The organism is Halosolutus amylolyticus (assembly GCF_023566055.1).
Lineage (GTDB): Archaea > Halobacteriota > Halobacteria > Halobacteriales > Natrialbaceae > Halosolutus > Halosolutus amylolyticus.
Genome location: NZ_JALIQP010000001.1, coordinates 1,168,392 through 1,183,735 on the forward strand (window position 1 = coordinate 1,168,392; position 15,344 = coordinate 1,183,735).

Below are 15,344 nucleotides of genomic sequence, written 5' to 3' on the forward strand. Positions count from 1 at the left end.
ATGCCCGATCCGCCACACGAGGTGCCCTCCGATCGCGTCCTCGATCGCCTCGAGTCGCGTCCCGACGGCCTGTCGAGCGAGGAGGCACGTCGACGGCGCGAGGAGTACGGGGAGAACGACATCGTCCGTGGCGGCGGCCGATCGCCGCTTTCCATCTTCCTCGCGCAGTTCGACAGCGTGCTGATCTGGGTCCTGCTCGCCGCCGCCGGGCTCTCGGTCTGGGCGGGGCAGGCGGTGGACGCGATCCTGATCACGGTCATCGTCGTGGCCAACGGAATCTTCGGGTTCGTCCAGGACTACCGGGCCGAGCGGAGCCTCGAGTCGCTTCGCGAACTGGCCGCGCCGACGGCTACGGTCCGCCGGGACGGGGAAGCGATCGACGTCGACGCGACGGCGCTCGTCCCCGGCGACGTGGTCGTCCTGCGCGGCGGCGACGTCGTCCCTGCCGACGGCCGGTTGCTCGACGCGACCGATCTCGAGGTCGACGAGGCGGCCCTGACCGGCGAGAGCGTCCCGGTCTCGAAGTCGTCGACCGCGGTCGAGGCGGGGACGCCCCTCGCCGATCGGACGAGCATGGTCTACAAGGGGACGAACGTCACCCGCGGCAAGGGCGTCGCCGTCGTCACCGACACCGGCATGGAGACGGAGGTCGGCGACATCGCCCGCGAACTCGCCGCGACCGAGGAGACGCGGACGCCGCTCCAGGACGAACTCGACGACCTGGGTCGGACGCTCGGAGTCGGCATCCTCGTCCTCTCGGCGCTGGTCGCGCCGCTGTTGCTCCTCCGGGGGACCGACGCGATCCAGGCCGCGCTCACCGCGGTGTCGCTGGCCGTCGCCGCCATTCCCGAGGGGCTGCCGGCGGTGGTCACCCTCACGCTCGCGCTCGGCGTTCGCGCGATGTCCGCGGAGAACGCGCTCGTCCGCCGGCTCCCGGCGGTGGAGGCCCTCGGGGCCGTCGATGTCGTCTGTACGGACAAGACCGGGACCCTCACGCGGGGACAGATGACCGTCAGCAGGCTCTGGACGAACGACAGCGTCGTCGATGTCGACGCCGAGCACGACGAGGACGGGACCGGCGACGCGGCGCAGGTCTCCGATCGCGAGGAACTGCTCTTGCGGATCGGCGCGCTCTGTAACGATTCGACGCTCGAGGACGGCGATCCGACCGAGCAGGCGTTGCTCGAGGCGGCCGATCGGCACGGCCTCGATATCGACGGCCTCCGCGCCGAGACCCCGCGCACCGGTGAGGTCCCCTTCTCGTCCGAACGGAAGTGGATGGGCACCGTCCACGACGACGTCGGCTACGTCAAGGGCGCACCGGAGGTCGTCCTCGAGCACTCCGATCGGATCCTGACCGACGACGGGCCGAAACCCCTGACCGACGATCGGCGCGATCGGATCAAGGCGATCGTCCGCGAGTTCGGCGACGACGCACTGCGCGTGCTGGCGATGGCCTCCCGCGAGGACCCGGGCGACGCCGACGACCTCGCGGACGGGCTGACCTTCGTGGGCCTGACCGGGATGATCGATCCGCCGCGCGAGGAAGTCGCGGACGCGATCGCGGCGACGACGCGGGCCGGCATCGACGTGAAGATGGTGACCGGCGACAACGTCCGGACGGCACGAGCGATCGCCGACTCGCTCGGCCTCGGGACCGCAGTACTCGAGGGACGGGAGGTCGGGGAGATGGACGACGAGACGTTGCGCGATCGGGTCGAGTCGATCGACGTCTTCGCGCGGACGTCGCCGGAGCACAAGGTTCGTATCCTCCGTGCGCTCCAGGCCCGGGACCACGACGTCGCGATGACCGGCGACGGGGTCAACGACGCGCCCGCGCTGAAAAACGCGGACGTCGGCGTCGCGATGGGAATACGCGGCACCGACGTCGCGAGACAGGCCTCGGACATCGTCCTGCTGGACGACGATTACGCGACGATCGAGCGCGCCGTCGAACGGGGACGGGCGATCTTCGACAACATCTGGAAGTTCGTCGCCTACCTCCTCAGCGCGAACGTCGCAGAGGTGGCGATCGTCTTCCTCGCCTCGCTGTACGGCTACCTCATCCTGCCGGCCGTCCAGTTGCTGTGGATTAACCTGCTGACCGACGGCCTTCCCGCGCTGGCGCTCGGTGCCGATCCCAAGAGCGGCGAGGTGATGGATCGACCGCCGCGCGATCCCGATCGAGGGATCATCGGCCGTCAGATGCTCGGCCTGATCGGCGGCATGGGCGCCGTGACCACCGTCGCCCTGCTCGCGCTCATGTGGTACACTCTCGAGGGTGCTCCCGCGGTCACGACGTACACGATGACGATGGTGTTCACGGGCTTCGTCTTCCTCGAACTCGTCGGGCTCTACGTCATCCGCTGGCTGCGGGACACGCCGACGCTGTCGAACCCGTGGCTCGCGGTCGCCGTCGCCGCGTCGATCGTCCTCCAGCTTGCGGTCCTGTACACGCCGATCAACCGGTACTTCGGGACGATCCCGCTCGACCTGGCGGACTGGGGACTCATTGGCGTCGTCCTCGCTATCTGTCTGCCCGCCTACGTCGCGATTGGCGTCCTCGTCCGACGGCTCGATCGGTGAGTGGCGGGTGCCGGACCGGTCATCGCGCTGTTATCGGGTGCGACCGTCTACACGCAGGTGGCCGACTGACTATCGCTGGTGTAGCCGTGGTGGCGACCCCCGTCACTAAGGGTGTCGACGGAGACCGTACGCACCATGAGTCCGCCGATCCGCCGTCTCGTCCTCGACGTCCTGAAGCCACACGAACCGGATATCCTCGCGTTCGCCGATGCCGCCGCCGACTGTGCGGGCGTCGACGCCGTCAACGTCGACCTGGTCGAGACCGATCGGGAGGTCCAGAACCTCAAACTCACGATCGAAGGCGACGACGTCGACGCGACGGCCGTCGAGGCGGCCATCGGCGACCTCGGGGGAACGGTGCACTCGATCGACCAGGTCGTCTGCGGCGACCGCCTCGTCGAGCAGAGCGGGACGCCACAGGACCGTTGAGCGGGTGAGACGAGTGGCTTCCCTTCGAAGCCTCCTCGCGGACGAGGAGGTCAGGTCGATTTCCCGGCGGTACTTCATCTCCAACGGGTTCGACGGCACGCTGACGAGCATCGGGATCGTCGTCGGCGCGTATCTCTCGGGCGTCTCCGAGGGGATCACCGTGGTCACGATCGGCCTGGGCGCGGCCATCGGCCTGGGAACCTCGGGCGTCTGGAGCGTCTGGGAGATCGAACGCGCCGAGAAACAGGCGAAACTGCTGCGGATCGAGCGGGCCATGCTGACCGACCTCGACGGGACGACGCCCCAGGAGCGCCAGGCCGAGGCCAGGAAGATCAACGCGATCGCGAGCGGGATCGGGCCGCTCATCGGGATCGTCCTGCCGCTCCTGCCCTTCCTCGCTCACGACGTCCTTTTCACCCTGCTCGAGGCGACGCTCGTCGGCGTCGCGGTCGGCGTGGCCGTGCTCTTTACGTTCGGCGCGTATCTCGGCTCGATCTCGAAGCAAAACTGGATCGTCGCCGGGATCAGGATGGGGCTCGCGGGGATCGTGGTCGCGTTTCTCAACCTCTTCCTGCCCGGCTGACGCCGCTTCCGATCAGCGGTCGCGCTCAGTGGTAGGCCTTCTCGCCGGCCTCGATCGGCACCCCGAGCCAGTTCTCCGTCGACGGGAGCGGACACTCGTACCGGTCGGAGTACGCGCACGTCGGGTTGTACGCCTCGTTGAAGTCGAGGATCCAGGCCCCTTCGTCCGTCCGGTGGGTCTCCGGTTCGAGATCGAGGTACCGCCCCGCGCCGTAGGTCTCCTCGCCGCTCGTCGCGTCGCGGAACGGGACCCAGAGCCGATCGTCGTCGGGATCGGACTTGTAAGCCTGCAGCGTGACGTTTTCGCCGCCGACGGTGAACCGGAACTCGCCCCAGCGCAGGTACTCCCGCTCGCCGTCCGTGCTCGTGCCGACGACTACCCGTTCGGGATCGTCGTACCGTTCGAGCGGGAGTTCGAACCGGTAGTCCGCGTCGATCGGGTAGTACGCGAGGCCGTCGAACTCCTCGCGCTCGTCCGGCGGCAGCGGCGAGTGTCGGCTCTCGCCGAAGTACTGGTCTTTCTCCGCCCGCTGCGTCTCGATCGCCTGTCTCCAGTCGGTTGTCATGGCTGAATGCGGTGGTCGCACAGTCGGTAGTCGATTCGAGAACCGGCCGGTCGCGTTGCCGTCGATCGACGCGCCGATCGGGCTAGCTGTGCTGTTCGATGAGTCCCTTCAGCGACGCCTTCTCCTGGACGCCGACCATGCGCTCGACCGGTTCGCCGTCGGCGTAGAGGACCAGCGTCGGGACGCCGCGAGCGCCCAGTTGCTGGGCCAGCCGCTGGTTGGCGTCGACGTCGACCTTCGCGACGGCGGCGTCGGTCTCCGCGGCGAGGGCCTCGATCGTCGGTTCGAGCATCTGGCACGGCCCACACCAGTCGGCGTAGCAGTCGACGAGGACGACGTCGTGCTCACTGACGACCTCGTCGAGGTGGTCGCTGCCCCGGATGCTGATCGGCTCGTCCGGGCTCTCCGCTCCTTCGACGGCGCCGCTGTCGCCCGTTCCGGCCCCGTTCTCGATGCGGTCGCGCAACTCTCGTTTCTTCTGCTCACGGATCCGTTGCCGTTCGTCGTCCATGGAGTCGCTCATCGATCGATCGTACGGACTCGGCCACCATAATAATTGTGTGTGGGTAGAGCAATATTGGCGCGAGGGAGAGACCCGTTCGCCGACACGCGCCCGGCGTGGATCGCCGATCGCGATGCGCACGACGGACCGGTGGAACGGGTTACGAGCCCGAGAACCGCGATATTCGCCGTCTCGAACACGCCATATTGATCGCATCGGCTTTCATTCCGGTCGTCGAGACGGTCCCGACGGGGTCTGTGACACGTCGCCCCGTATATACTCTTCGCCTATTCCTGCCCAGGCGTATTTCGCGATAGTGGTTTATCCACACAATACTACGTTACAACTGTGATCGGACCATGAGCCAACTATCTGACGCACTCGGACGGTACGCGGGACGGGTCACGGCGATCGGTGCCGTTCTCCTCGTCGTCGCGACGACGGCAGGTGCCGCCCAGGGCCCCGGCCACGGCGGCGGAACGATGGGCGGCTGGGGAGCGTTCGGCGGCTGGATGTTCCTCTGGCCGGTCCTGCTCCTCGGCGTGCTCGCACTCCTGGTCTTCTGGGCCGGCGATCGAGGGCGCGACGTCGACGGCGGCCGGTCCGATCGGGCGCTCGCGGAACTGCGCGAACGATACGCACGGGGCGACCTCTCCGACGAAGAGTTCGAACGACGACGGCGGAACCTGCGAACGCAGGGGTGAATACGATGACAGAGATTACCGAACCAGACGTGACGATCGACTCGAAAGACGCAACGTGTCCCGGCCCGCTGATGGACCTCATCGGGAAGGTGAAAACGCTCGATCAAGGCACCGTGGTCGAACTCCAGACCACCGAACGAAACTCCACGACCGACGTGCCGGAGTGGCTGGAGAAAGCGGGCCACGACCTGCTCGAGATCGAGGAGCACGACGACCACTGGAACATCTACATCGAGGTCAACTAACATGCACCGAATCGCGATCGTCGGCGGCGGAACGGGCGGTACAGTACTCGCGAACCGACTCGCGAACGAACTCCAGCCGGAACTCGAGTCCGGCGAGGTCGAGGTCCGGCTGATCACGGCCGATCGGGACCACGTCTACAAACCGACCTTCCTGTACGTGCCGTTCGGGAAGAAGACGGTCGACGACGCCAGACGGCCGATCGAGGACCTGGTGGACCGCCGGGTCTCGCTCACGATCGGCGAGGTCACCGGCGTCGACACGGACACGAAGAAGCTGACGTTCGCCGACAGCTCGATCCTCGCCTACGACCAGCTCGTGCTGGCGACCGGCGCGTCCCTCGACCCGGAGGCCGTCCCCGGACTCGCCGAGGGCGGTCACCACTTCTACGGGCCCGAGGGTGCCGAGGCACTGCGGGACGACCTCGCCGAGTTCACCGAGGGCCACCTCGTGTTGAGCGTCGTCGGTGTGCCGCACATGTGCCCGGCCGCGCCCGTCGAGTTCACCCTGATGGTCGACGACTGGCTCCGCGAGCGGGGCCGGCGCGAAGACGTCGACATCACCTACACGTACCCGATCAACCGCGCCCACGGGCTCCAGTCGATCGCGGACTGGGCGACCGACCTGTTCGAGGAGCGCGACATCGACTTCGAGACGTTCTTCAACGTCGACGAGATCGACCCCGACGCGGAGGTCATCCAGACGGTCGAGGGCTCCGAGATGGACTACGACCTGCTCGTGGCCATCCCGCCCCACGCGGGGAGCGACCTCGTGACCGACGCGGGGCTGGGCGAGGACGGCTGGGTCGACGTCGACAAGCACACCCTCGAGGCGACCAACGCCGAGGACGTCTACGCGATCGGTGACATCGCGGACGTCCCGACGAGCAAGGCGGGCAGCGTCGCCCACTACGAGGCGGGCGTCGTCGCCGATCGACTCGCCAGCCGCGCCCGCGGGACGGTCCCCACGGCGACCTACGACGGCAAGACCGTCTGCTTCCTCGAGGCGGGGATGGACGAGGCCACGTTCATCGAGTTCAGCTACGGCGAGGAGCCGTTCGTCCGCGAGCCGTCGAAACCGCTCCACTGGGCGAAACTCGGCTACAACGAGTCCTACTGGCTGACCGCACGGGGGTTACTGTAGATGTCCGAGACCGAATCCACGACCGCCGCCGAGGCAGAGGAACCGACCCTCGAGGAACTCGTCGCCGAGAACCCCGACGAGGTCGCGCGGTTCCTCGAGCGCATCGACGTCGTCAACGACCTGCTCGACACCGCGGACCTGGCGACCGCCGCGATGGACGATCGCATGGTCCAGGAACTGTCCGGCACCGCGACGAACCTCGCTGGCGCGGCCGACGGGCTGGCGACCGACGAGGTCGCACGACTCGGCGAGGCGACCGGGGAGAACGCCGACGACCTCGCCGAGGCGATCGAGACGCTCGCCCAGTTGCAGCGATCGGGGACGCTCGACGACCTCGTGGCTCTCGCGGACGTCGCCGCGCTCGGTTCGTCCGCGATGGACGACGAGATGGTGACCAAACTCGCGGCGACCGGCACCAGTCTCGGCGAGGTGGCCGACACGGCGGCCGACGACGACGTCGCCCGCACGCTCGAGACGGTGCTCGAGGCCGTCGGTGACGCGAGCGCCGAACCGACGGAACCGCTCGGCGTCCGCGGACTGATGCGTGCCCTCCGCGACCTGGACGTTCGCCGCGGTCTCGGGTTCGCGATCGCCGTCGCCCGGAACCTGGGCAAGCGGCTTCGGTAGCGACCCGGCCAGTATCGCCCGTCGTTCGCTCCGTCTCGCCCCGGCCGAAACCGGCGCGTCGTCGATCTGCGCCCGTTTGAGCGCTGCGTTGCGTCTTTTCGACGTTCGTACCGCAAACACTACTTTTCGACGGTCCGTACCCTCGATCGAAGTCGTCCCGCAGCTTCGCGGTCGTATCGGGTGTCCGGACAGACGTCAGATTTCACGCTATGATCGATCCAGTCCTCGGCAGTCGATTGCAGTTCGCGCTCACGACGATCGTCCACATCATCTTCCCGGTGATGAGCATGGGGCTCGCGCCCTTCCTCGTCTACTTCACGTGGAAGGACATCCGCACCGGGAAACCGATCTACGAGCAGTTACGCAGGTTCTGGACGCGGATCTTCGCCGTCAGCTTCGTCGTCGGCACCGTGACGGGCATCGTCCTCGAGTTCGAGTTCGGCACCAACTTCGCGGCGTTCTCGACGACCGCCGGCGAACTCTTCGGCGGCCCGCTCGCGCTCGAGGGGATGATGGCGTTCATGCTCGAGGCGACCTTCCTCGGCATCTTCGTCTTCGGGCGCGATCGGGTGGGTGACGTGCTGTACATGATTTCTGCGGTCGCCGTCGGACTCGGGACGTGGCTCTCGGCGGTCTGGATCCTGATCGCCAACTCGTGGATGCAGACGCCGCGGGGCTACGAACTGGCCACCGAGAACGGCCAGACGATCGTCCACCTGGTCGATCCGATCGCGGCCTACGCCAACCCGCGCTTCCCGTGGATGTTCGTCCACATGCAAAACGCCGCCGTCGAGTCCGTCGCGCTGTTCATGGCCGGCCTCGGCGCCTACTTCGTCTTCAGACACCACGTCTGGGGCTACTCGGTCGAGAACGTCGGGTTCTGGGAGACGACGCTCAAGATCGGGCTCGTCGCCCTGCTCATCAGCGCGCCGTTGCAGGTGCTCCACGGCGACCTGTACGCCCGCCACGTCTTCGAGACCCAGCCCCAGAAGTTCGCCGCGATGGAGGCCGTCTGGGAGACCGAGTCCTACGTCCCCGAGTACATCGTCGCCTTCCCGACGAGCCTCCAGGACCTGCTCGATCCGCGCGCCAAGGACATCTTCGGCATCGGCATCCCCGGCGGCGCGTCGTGGCTCGCCAGCGGCGGCGATCCCCAGGCGACGATCCAGGGCTTGAACGAGTTCGACGGGCCGCAACCGCCCGTCGCGATCGTCTTCTGGGCGTTCCGGATCATGGTCGCGCTCGGGTTCTGGTTCGTCCTGCTCGCCGTCTGGGGCGGCTACCGCTGGTGGCGCGGCGAACTCCTCGAGGACGACCTCCTGCACAAGGCGCTGATGGCATCGACGCCGCTCGGAATCCTCGCGGTCGAACTGGGCTGGATCGTCACGGAGGTCGGTCGCCAGCCGTGGGTCATCCAGGACGTCCTGCGAACGAGCGACGGCGTGTCGCCGGGCCTCACCGGCGCCGAGACGACGGTGACCCTCGCCGGCTTCGCCGTCGTCTACCTCGGACTGCTCGCGCTCTACACGTACGTCGTCGTTCGGATCATCCGTGCCGGGCCGCCGGAGGTGGACGGTCCCGGAGTGGCCGACCCAGTGGAGACGCCCGCCTCGGAGGTGCAGGTCGATGACTGACCCGGCCTCGCTCGCGTCCGAACCGCTGTTCGGCCTGCCGCTCGCCGAGCTCTGGTTCGGCCTGCTGTTCTTCATCTTCGCAACCTTCCTCTTTCTCGACGGCTTCGATTTCGGGGTCGGCGCACTGTTCGCGACCCGCGAGGACGACGACGAGCGCGAGCAGTTGCTGGCCGCGATCGGGCCGTTCTGGGACGGCAACGAGGTGTGGCTCGTCGTCTTCGGCGGTGCCATGTTCGCGGCCTTCCCGGCCGTCTACGCCAACCTGTTCAGCCGCCACTACCTGCTGATGTTCGCCATCCTGGGCGCGCTCATCTTTCGCGGCCTCGCCCCCGAGATGTACGAACAGCGCCACGACGCGGCGTGGCAGCGGTGGTGGGGCCGGGCGTTCATCGTCGGCAGCCTCACGGCCCCGTTCTTCCTGGGGATGTTCACGGCGAACTGGTTGCTCGGTGCGACGACGATCGTCACGCTTCCGGGACTCGTCGTCGGCCTGGCCGTCGTCGCGCTGACCGTCGTCGACGGGGTTGCCTTCCTCCGGCTGAAAACGCGAGGCGACCTGCGCGAGGACCTCCGGACGGACGGCTACCGCGCGCTCGCGGCCTATCTCGTCCTGATCGTGGTGACGCTGGGATACGTCTACGCGGCGGCACCCGCGCTCCGATCGTCCCTGTTCTCCGCGCCGGTCGCCGCGCTCGTCCTCGCGACGCTCGTCCTCGCCGGAGTGTACGCGGCGGCGACGCTGGCGGACCGCTACTACGTGGCGTTCGGCGCCGCCGCGGGCCTCGTCTTCGCCCTGGTCGGGATCGTCGCCGGCCTGATGTATCCCGCTATCGATCGCGCCGGCGGGCTGACGGTCGAGACGGCCATCGTCTCGACGCTCCCGCTCAACCTCATGTCGATCGGGGCGGCCGTCCTGCTCCCGCTGATATTCGTCTACTTCGCGGTCCTCTACTCCGCGTTCAGCGGGCCGATCGAGGCGGGTGAGTCCTACTGATGGGGGCCGACGGCGACGATCGCGGCGAAAACCTGCCTGCCCCCGGTGACAACTCGGCCGCCGAGGATCTCTCGACGGTCCGCGACGCGGCGTCGTCCGATCGCCACGACGACCGATCGGCGAGCGGATCGGGCGAACTCGACGCGTCACCGCCGCGATTAGGTTCCCGAATCCTGGTGACGTGGATCGAACTCACGGTCGTCGGCATCACCGGCGGCCTCCTCGGTGCGGCAGTGGGCGGCCCGCCGGGATTCGTGGTCTACCTCGCGACGACCCTGCTCACCGTCGGGATCATCTTCCACAACGTGAACGAACTCGTCAAGGCGTGGCTCCGGGCGTCCCGGGCCGGGAGCGCGATCGAGTGATCGGCGGCGGCACCGGCGTCGCCACTGGGCCCGATCACCCGAGGACGTACCGCGTCCAGGGGTAACGCTCGACGAGCGGTCGTCCGTCGACCTCGTACTGCTCGATGTAGGCATCGAGGCCGAGGATTCGCCCGGCGCCGAACGCGGCGACCGAGAGGAACACGAGCATGTACGCGAAGTCGCCGTTGATGTAGCCGTGCGCGACGTCCCAGTTGCCGAGGTAGAACAGCAACATCATGAACGCGCCCCAGAACGCGGCGAGGCGCGTCAGGACGCCGAAGATGAGCCCGAGGCCGATGAAGACCTCACCCCACGGAACGGCGACGTTCACGAAGTCGACGAACCACGGCGTGTTCCCCATGGCGACGAACAGGTCCGCGGCCGGACTTCCGTTTCCTGGGACGGCCCCCGTCAGGTAGCCGCCGGCGCTGAACTCTCCCGACAGCACCTTGTCGATCCCGCTCTGGAAGAACGCGATCCCCATCATCAGCCTGAGCGCGAGGATGAACCAGACGCTCAGCGTGTGGACCTTGCCGCTCGCCGTTAGTCCTGCGACCGTACTTCGGAGTTGAACCTCTTCGACAGCCATAACGTATCGTACTGACGGTCGAACGGGATAACAGTACGCCGGAAATTTCACACTCTGGGAACGAGCCCGGGGTGCACAGATACACGGAGGAAGTCCGCGATTTCAGCCGTGGGACGGCGACGCGTCCGCGCGCGTCGTCCACCACCGATCGACGATTCTGCACACGGAGTACCCCCAGATCGCGAGCAGGACGGCGTACCCCGGCCCGTGAAGGAGCGCCGACCAGGCCTGATCCTGGTAGAAGAAGCCGATCCCGACGGCGAGCACCGCGACGTTCCAGGCGAGGACGGTCCAGGGGCCGACGATCGACGGGACGCCGGTCGCAGGAACGAGGCCGCCGGACCGATCGCCGGTGCCGCCGTCGGCGCTCGCGTCGTCGGTTCTCGATCGCTCACGGTGTGAGACGACGAGCAACGCTCCTGCGAGCGCGATCGGGAGCGCCCACCCCAGGAAGAAGAAGTGCAGCGCGCCGGTTTCGATCCAGGGCTCGGGGATCCCGAGCGGAACCCCGAACAGGATGAACGGGGCGAACGCGGCCGGCCCGAGGATCCAGCCCTGCGCGACCAGCACCGACAGCGCCGTCCCGTTCGACGTGCCGGCCCGGTAGGTCCGGACGAGCGTGTAGACGTAGAGCACGTAGCCGGACGCGTACAGCGCCAGTCCAGTACCGGTCACTGTCTTCCCCATGCCGAGCACCGGCCCGATCACGAGCGGGAAGATTCCGAGCGCGAACAGCGGGAACGAATAGCGTCGCAGGCGATCGCTGTACAGGTCCGCGTCGACGAGTCGCGGGAACTGGTCGTACAGGGTACCGATCGCCGCGAGGCCGAGAAAGCCCCACGCGTTGGCGTGGACGTGTGCCTCCCGGAGGCCGTACCAGCCGCCGGGGACGTCCCAGCCGTGGCTGTACAGGCCGAACGCGAGGCCGAGTCCGATCAGGTAGACCAGCGGGGAGAGCAGGTAGAACCCCACGGTCGGATCGCGCGCTCGCCCGCCGTCGCTCCGGAGCGCCATCCCGAGCACCACGGCGAACAGCCAGAGCGCGAGCAGCCAGATCGTCGCGAGGCCGATGTCGAACCAGAGCGGTTCGCCGAACGCGCGTCCGTACCAGGCGAGCAGGAGTCCGCCGTTCAGTCCGACGAAGGCCGCTCCGGAGGCCCGCGACGAGGGTGCCGGGCGATCGAGTTTCCGGGCGGTCAGCTGCGGGAGCGTGCCGAAGAGCAACTGCGTGAACGCGCCGATCGTGACGAAGTGGATGTGGGTCCACGTGACCCATCCAACCTGGGGGACGAGGTCGAACGCCTGGAGCCCCTGGTAGAGCGCGAGGACGAACCCGGCGGCGAGAAAGCCGATCCCGGTGACGTGGAAGGGCGTCACCGAGAGGGACGAGTCGTCGTCCGATCGGCGGGTGAGGCGGCCGGCGAATCGGCCGTCGCTGGCGGACCGTCGCGGTTCCCGGGTGGACGTATCGGTCATACGTGTTCGAACGAACGCCGATCGGGTAGCGCTTCCCGCGAACCAGTCGGACCGATTCGAACATGTTCGAAGCCGTCTTCTCGACGGCGGCCCACCGAGTACTCGTATCGAATGCCTCGCGCGAAGCTCACCGTCCACATTCCCGAATCGCTCTGGATTCACGAAGTCTCGACGACACATCCGGACGTCACGTTCCGGGTCACCTCGGTGCTTCCCGGGACGGACGTCGCGACCGGCGTCGTCGAACTGACGGCGTCGAACCCGGTCCCGATACTCGCCGCCATGGAAGCGCGAGACGACGTCCGCGACCTCGAGTTGCTGTGGACCCACGACGAGACGGCGCTCCTCCAGGTGGAGACGGCCGAGCCCTCGCTGCTCGTCCCGATGCAACGCGCGGGCGTCCCGATCGAGACACCGTTCGAGGTCGCGGACGGCGTCGTGACCTGGGAACTGACGACGAGCGCGGATCGGCTGTCGGCCCTCGGCGAGTCGCTCGACGAGAACGGGATCGCCTACCGCATCGAGCGCGTCCACGCGGTCGATGCGAGTCGCGCGACGCAGCTGTTGACCGATCGCCAGCTCGAGGTCTTTCTCGCCGCCCTCGAGGCGGGCTACTACGAGGTTCCGCGCGAGGCGACGCTGACGGACGTCGCGTCGTCGCTCGAGGTCACCAAGTCGACCTGTAGCGACGTCCTCCACCGGGCGGAGAGCGCGATCGCCCACTGGTTCGCCGAGGAACACGTCGCCGCCGCCTCGCGCGATCGGTGAGCAGTTCCGGAGTCGCCCGCTATAGTAGCGACTGAAACGATTTACACACTGATCGCAACGCTGTCGTGCGATCAGGTGTGCAATGACTTTCAGGAGCTACTATAGTCCGCGCCGGCCGTGTCGGCCGCGATTCCCGGCGGCTGGCCGGCGTCCGTCGCCCGATCGGGGTCGAAGAACGTCTCGAAGACCTTCCGCTGGCCGGCCCGGAGGTGCTGGAGGTACGTCGACTGACAGACGCCCATCCTGTCGGCCAGTTCGTCGCCGCTCGACTCGCGCGGCCACGCGAAGAAGCCGCCGAAGTGAGCCAGCTGGAGCGCCTCGAGCTGTCGATCGGTGACGCGATCCTCGATCGTCGACCGGAACTGGCCGCGGGTCTCGGGCGACCGATCGCGTTCGCGCTGGCCCACCAGGTCCGCTCCCGGATGCGTCTGGGAGACCGCCTCGACGACGCTTCGCACGTCGGCCGTCTCGGCGAGTTCCGCCACCAGCGTCCCCGCGGCTCCGTCGGCGGTGAGCGATCGGACGACCGCGCCGTAGTTCGCGAGCGTGGCGACGACCGATCCCGCCGGCACGGTGACGCGAACCAGCACCGCGTCGGCGTCGCGGATCGGCTGGACGGCCGCGAGGTCGTCGGCCGCCGCGACGGACGCCAGCACGTCGTCGGCGTCGAGGTTCTCGCCCTGGAGGGTGACGAACGCGGCGAGGTCGCCGTCGGCACCGGTCGTCACCCGCTCGAGGTCGAGGTCGCACTCGAGGGCCGCCGCGAGCGCTACCAGCGGATCGTCGTCGGGCGTCAGCGTAAACGTGAGCGCGGTGACGCGATCGGTGACCAGCGAGCGCTGGCTCTCCGTGGCGGTGATGGCGTAGGCGATCGTCTCGCCGAGTTCGTCGAGGATCTCGCCGTCCAGCGCGGCGGCGGTGCCGGCGTCGCTCGCGTGGAGCACGAGCGCGCCGTAGTGCGCGTCGCGATAGGTAAGCGGAATGGCGACCGTCGCGGCCGCGCCGCCGTAAGAGTGACACTCGCAGGTCTTCCGTTCGCAGGCCGGCCGTCCCGCGTCGCAGGTCCGGACCACGTGGGTCGTCTCCGTCTCGAGGGCTCGATCGACGACCGTCTGCCGATCGGCGTCGTTGACCGCGGTGACGATTCCGGTCAGCGTTCCCTCGTCGATGCCGGCGCTCGTGTGCGAGCGGACGGTGTCGGTGACCGCGTTCCGGGCGGCGACCCACGCCGACTCGTAGGGGCCGGCGCTCGCGAATCGTTCGCAGGCGATCGCTTCCACCTCGGCTTTCGAGTCCGCCCGGAGCAGTTCGCGGTTGACGTCCCGGACGATCTCGTTGGTGGTGTTCAGCACCTCGAGTTCGGCGTGTTGCTCCTGGATCCGGAGTTCGCGCTCCTTGCGCTCGGTCACGTCCGTGTCGACCGCGACGAACTGCTCGACCGTCCCCGACTCGTCGGTGATCGGTGCGATCGTCATGTCGACCCAGCACAGGTCGCCGTTCTTCCGCCGGTTGACGATCTCGCCGTCCCAGACCTCGCCGTCGGTGATGGTCCCCCAGAGATCCTCGTAGAAGGCCTCGTCGTGCTCGCCGGACTTCCACAGGGCGGGCGTCTCCCCGACGACGTCCGCCGGCGCGTACCCCGAAACGTCCTCCGTCGCGGGGTTCGCGTACTCGATCGTCCCGTCGGGATCGGTCAGGAAGATCGCGTGGCCGGCGTGTTCGACGGCTTTTCGGAAGCTCCGCAACCGGTCGTTCGCGGCGGCCAGTTCGGCCTTGATCCGGGCCTCCTCCTCGACGTACTGCGAGAGGTAGTGGACCGTCGCGACCGCGAGGACGCTCACGACGAGTCCGGGAAGCTCCGCCAGCCCGCCGCCGCCCGCGGCCAGGAGCGTCCAGAGCTGTCGCGACGCCATCAGCCCGAGCATCACGCTCAGGAAGGCGAATCGCCGGTCTCCGCTCCGGGACAGCAACAGGACCGAGTAGCCGGTCCCAACGAGCCTGAGCAGGATCGATGCTACGAGGACGAGACTCATCGGCCCCACCTCGATCGATCGATCGTCCGTACCGCCGGTCCCGGGGTCATGTTTCTCCCTACGCGGTGGCGGTGGATAGGGGCTAACCGGATTCCTACGAGAT

16 protein-coding genes are annotated in these 15,344 nt (G+C 68.0%); 11 read left to right on the forward strand and 5 right to left on the reverse strand.

What is annotated here, in order from left to right; genetic code table 11:
* The 3 genes from MUN73_RS05660 to MUN73_RS05670 all read left to right on the forward strand — a co-directional run bounded on the left by MUN73_RS05660 (position 1) and on the right by MUN73_RS05670 (position 3,598).
* The gene (locus MUN73_RS05660; protein WP_250139458.1) at positions 1 to 2,586 is read left to right on the forward strand and encodes a cation-translocating P-type ATPase; all 2,586 of its coding nucleotides are present in this window, start codon (positions 1 to 3) and stop codon (positions 2,584 to 2,586) included.
* Positions 2,587 to 2,721: 135 nt separating this feature from the next.
* Positions 2,722 to 3,015: a DUF211 domain-containing protein gene (locus tag MUN73_RS05665; protein ID WP_250139459.1), complete on the forward strand. Its 294-nt coding sequence runs from the start codon at positions 2,722 to 2,724 to the stop codon at positions 3,013 to 3,015.
* Between the two features lie 13 nt (positions 3,016 to 3,028).
* Entirely contained in the window at positions 3,029 to 3,598 is a 570-nt protein-coding gene (locus MUN73_RS05670) for a VIT1/CCC1 transporter family protein (protein WP_250139460.1), read from the forward strand.
* Between the two features lie 25 nt (positions 3,599 to 3,623).
* Here MUN73_RS05670 and MUN73_RS05675 read toward each other — a convergent pair whose 3' ends face one another.
* Both MUN73_RS05675 and trxA read right to left on the reverse strand, forming a co-directional pair.
* Positions 3,624 to 4,163: a DUF1684 domain-containing protein gene (locus MUN73_RS05675; protein ID WP_250139461.1), complete on the reverse strand. Its 540-nt coding sequence runs from the start codon at positions 4,161 to 4,163 to the stop codon at positions 3,624 to 3,626.
* An 82-nt stretch (positions 4,164 to 4,245) separates the two neighbouring features.
* The gene (trxA, locus tag MUN73_RS05680) at positions 4,246 to 4,686 is read right to left on the reverse strand and encodes a thioredoxin (protein WP_250139462.1); all 441 of its coding nucleotides are present in this window, start codon (positions 4,684 to 4,686) and stop codon (positions 4,246 to 4,248) included.
* Positions 4,687 to 5,024: 338 nt separating this feature from the next.
* Here trxA and MUN73_RS05685 point away from each other — a divergent pair, with 338 nt between their 5' ends.
* The 7 genes from MUN73_RS05685 (at position 5,025) to MUN73_RS05715 (ending at position 10,375) form a co-directional block, all read left to right on the forward strand.
* Entirely contained in the window at positions 5,025 to 5,369 is a 345-nt protein-coding gene (locus MUN73_RS05685) for an SHOCT domain-containing protein (RefSeq protein WP_250139463.1), read from the forward strand.
* A gap of 5 nt (positions 5,370 to 5,374) precedes the next feature.
* Positions 5,375 to 5,614 (forward strand): sulfurtransferase TusA family protein, encoded by a 240-nt coding sequence (locus MUN73_RS05690; protein WP_250139464.1) that lies wholly within the window; start codon positions 5,375 to 5,377, stop codon positions 5,612 to 5,614.
* A gap of 1 nt (position 5,615) precedes the next feature.
* Positions 5,616 to 6,755 carry an NAD(P)/FAD-dependent oxidoreductase gene (locus tag MUN73_RS05695; RefSeq protein WP_250139465.1) on the forward strand — a complete coding sequence of 380 codons (1,140 nt, stop codon included), beginning with the start codon at positions 5,616 to 5,618 and terminating at the stop codon, positions 6,753 to 6,755.
* Positions 6,756 to 7,382, forward strand: coding sequence for a helical membrane plugin domain-containing protein (locus tag MUN73_RS05700; RefSeq protein ID WP_250139466.1), 627 nt, complete (start codon positions 6,756 to 6,758; stop codon positions 7,380 to 7,382).
* Between the two features lie 209 nt (positions 7,383 to 7,591).
* A complete protein-coding gene (locus tag MUN73_RS05705) occupies positions 7,592 to 9,016 on the forward strand; it encodes a cytochrome ubiquinol oxidase subunit I (protein WP_250139467.1) in 1,425 nt (474 codons plus the stop codon).
* Positions 9,009 to 10,010, forward strand: a complete 1,002-nt coding sequence (gene cydB / locus MUN73_RS05710; protein WP_250139468.1) for a cytochrome d ubiquinol oxidase subunit II — start codon at positions 9,009 to 9,011, stop codon at positions 10,008 to 10,010. Before MUN73_RS05705 ends, cydB begins: the two co-directional genes overlap by 8 nt.
* Positions 10,011 to 10,042: 32 nt before the next feature.
* On the forward strand, positions 10,043 to 10,375 hold the full coding sequence (locus MUN73_RS05715; protein ID WP_321575757.1) for a hypothetical protein: 333 nt from the start codon (positions 10,043 to 10,045) through the stop codon (positions 10,373 to 10,375).
* A gap of 34 nt (positions 10,376 to 10,409) precedes the next feature.
* Here MUN73_RS05715 and MUN73_RS05720 read toward each other — a convergent pair whose 3' ends face one another.
* Both MUN73_RS05720 and MUN73_RS05725 read right to left on the reverse strand, forming a co-directional pair.
* Positions 10,410 to 10,964: a DoxX family protein gene (locus MUN73_RS05720; RefSeq protein ID WP_250139470.1), complete on the reverse strand. Its 555-nt coding sequence runs from the start codon at positions 10,962 to 10,964 to the stop codon at positions 10,410 to 10,412.
* A gap of 102 nt (positions 10,965 to 11,066) precedes the next feature.
* The gene (locus tag MUN73_RS05725) at positions 11,067 to 12,440 is read right to left on the reverse strand and encodes a hypothetical protein (protein ID WP_250139471.1); all 1,374 of its coding nucleotides are present in this window, start codon (positions 12,438 to 12,440) and stop codon (positions 11,067 to 11,069) included.
* 111 nt (positions 12,441 to 12,551) lie between these two features.
* Between MUN73_RS05725 and MUN73_RS05730 the strand changes: the two genes are divergently transcribed.
* Complete coding sequence (locus tag MUN73_RS05730; protein ID WP_250139472.1) at positions 12,552 to 13,208, forward strand: helix-turn-helix domain-containing protein; 657 nt, start codon at positions 12,552 to 12,554, stop codon at positions 13,206 to 13,208.
* Between the two features lie 89 nt (positions 13,209 to 13,297).
* Here the strand turns inward: MUN73_RS05730 and MUN73_RS05735 are convergent, their stop codons facing one another.
* Positions 13,298 to 15,241 carry a bacterio-opsin activator domain-containing protein gene (locus MUN73_RS05735; protein ID WP_250139473.1) on the reverse strand — a complete coding sequence of 648 codons (1,944 nt, stop codon included), beginning with the start codon at positions 15,239 to 15,241 and terminating at the stop codon, positions 13,298 to 13,300.
* Between the last annotated feature and the right edge of the window lie 103 nt (positions 15,242 to 15,344).

Bases quoted from the DNA above. Each gene is read 5' to 3' on its own strand.
- cydB (WP_250139468.1), top strand. From the start codon at position 9,009: ATGACTGACCCGGCCTCGCTCGCGTCCGAACCGCTGTTCGGCCTGCCG.
- MUN73_RS05720 (WP_250139470.1), bottom strand. From the start codon at position 10,964: ATGGCTGTCGAAGAGGTTCAACTCCGAAGTACGGTCGCAGGACTAACG.
- MUN73_RS05730 (WP_250139472.1), top strand. From the start codon at position 12,552: ATGCCTCGCGCGAAGCTCACCGTCCACATTCCCGAATCGCTCTGGATT.
- MUN73_RS05685 (WP_250139463.1), top strand. From the start codon at position 5,025: ATGAGCCAACTATCTGACGCACTCGGACGGTACGCGGGACGGGTCACG.
- MUN73_RS05695 (WP_250139465.1), top strand. From the start codon at position 5,616: ATGCACCGAATCGCGATCGTCGGCGGCGGAACGGGCGGTACAGTACTC.
- MUN73_RS05675 (WP_250139461.1), bottom strand. From the start codon at position 4,163: ATGACAACCGACTGGAGACAGGCGATCGAGACGCAGCGGGCGGAGAAA.
- MUN73_RS05690 (WP_250139464.1), top strand. From the start codon at position 5,375: ATGACAGAGATTACCGAACCAGACGTGACGATCGACTCGAAAGACGCA.
- MUN73_RS05735 (WP_250139473.1), bottom strand. From the start codon at position 15,241: ATGAGTCTCGTCCTCGTAGCATCGATCCTGCTCAGGCTCGTTGGGACC.
- MUN73_RS05665 (WP_250139459.1), top strand. From the start codon at position 2,722: ATGAGTCCGCCGATCCGCCGTCTCGTCCTCGACGTCCTGAAGCCACAC.
- MUN73_RS05705 (WP_250139467.1), top strand. From the start codon at position 7,592: ATGATCGATCCAGTCCTCGGCAGTCGATTGCAGTTCGCGCTCACGACG.
- MUN73_RS05700 (WP_250139466.1), top strand. From the start codon at position 6,756: ATGTCCGAGACCGAATCCACGACCGCCGCCGAGGCAGAGGAACCGACC.
- MUN73_RS05660 (WP_250139458.1), top strand. From the start codon at position 1: ATGCCCGATCCGCCACACGAGGTGCCCTCCGATCGCGTCCTCGATCGC.
- trxA (WP_250139462.1), bottom strand. From the start codon at position 4,686: ATGAGCGACTCCATGGACGACGAACGGCAACGGATCCGTGAGCAGAAG.
- MUN73_RS05725 (WP_250139471.1), bottom strand. From the start codon at position 12,440: ATGACCGATACGTCCACCCGGGAACCGCGACGGTCCGCCAGCGACGGC.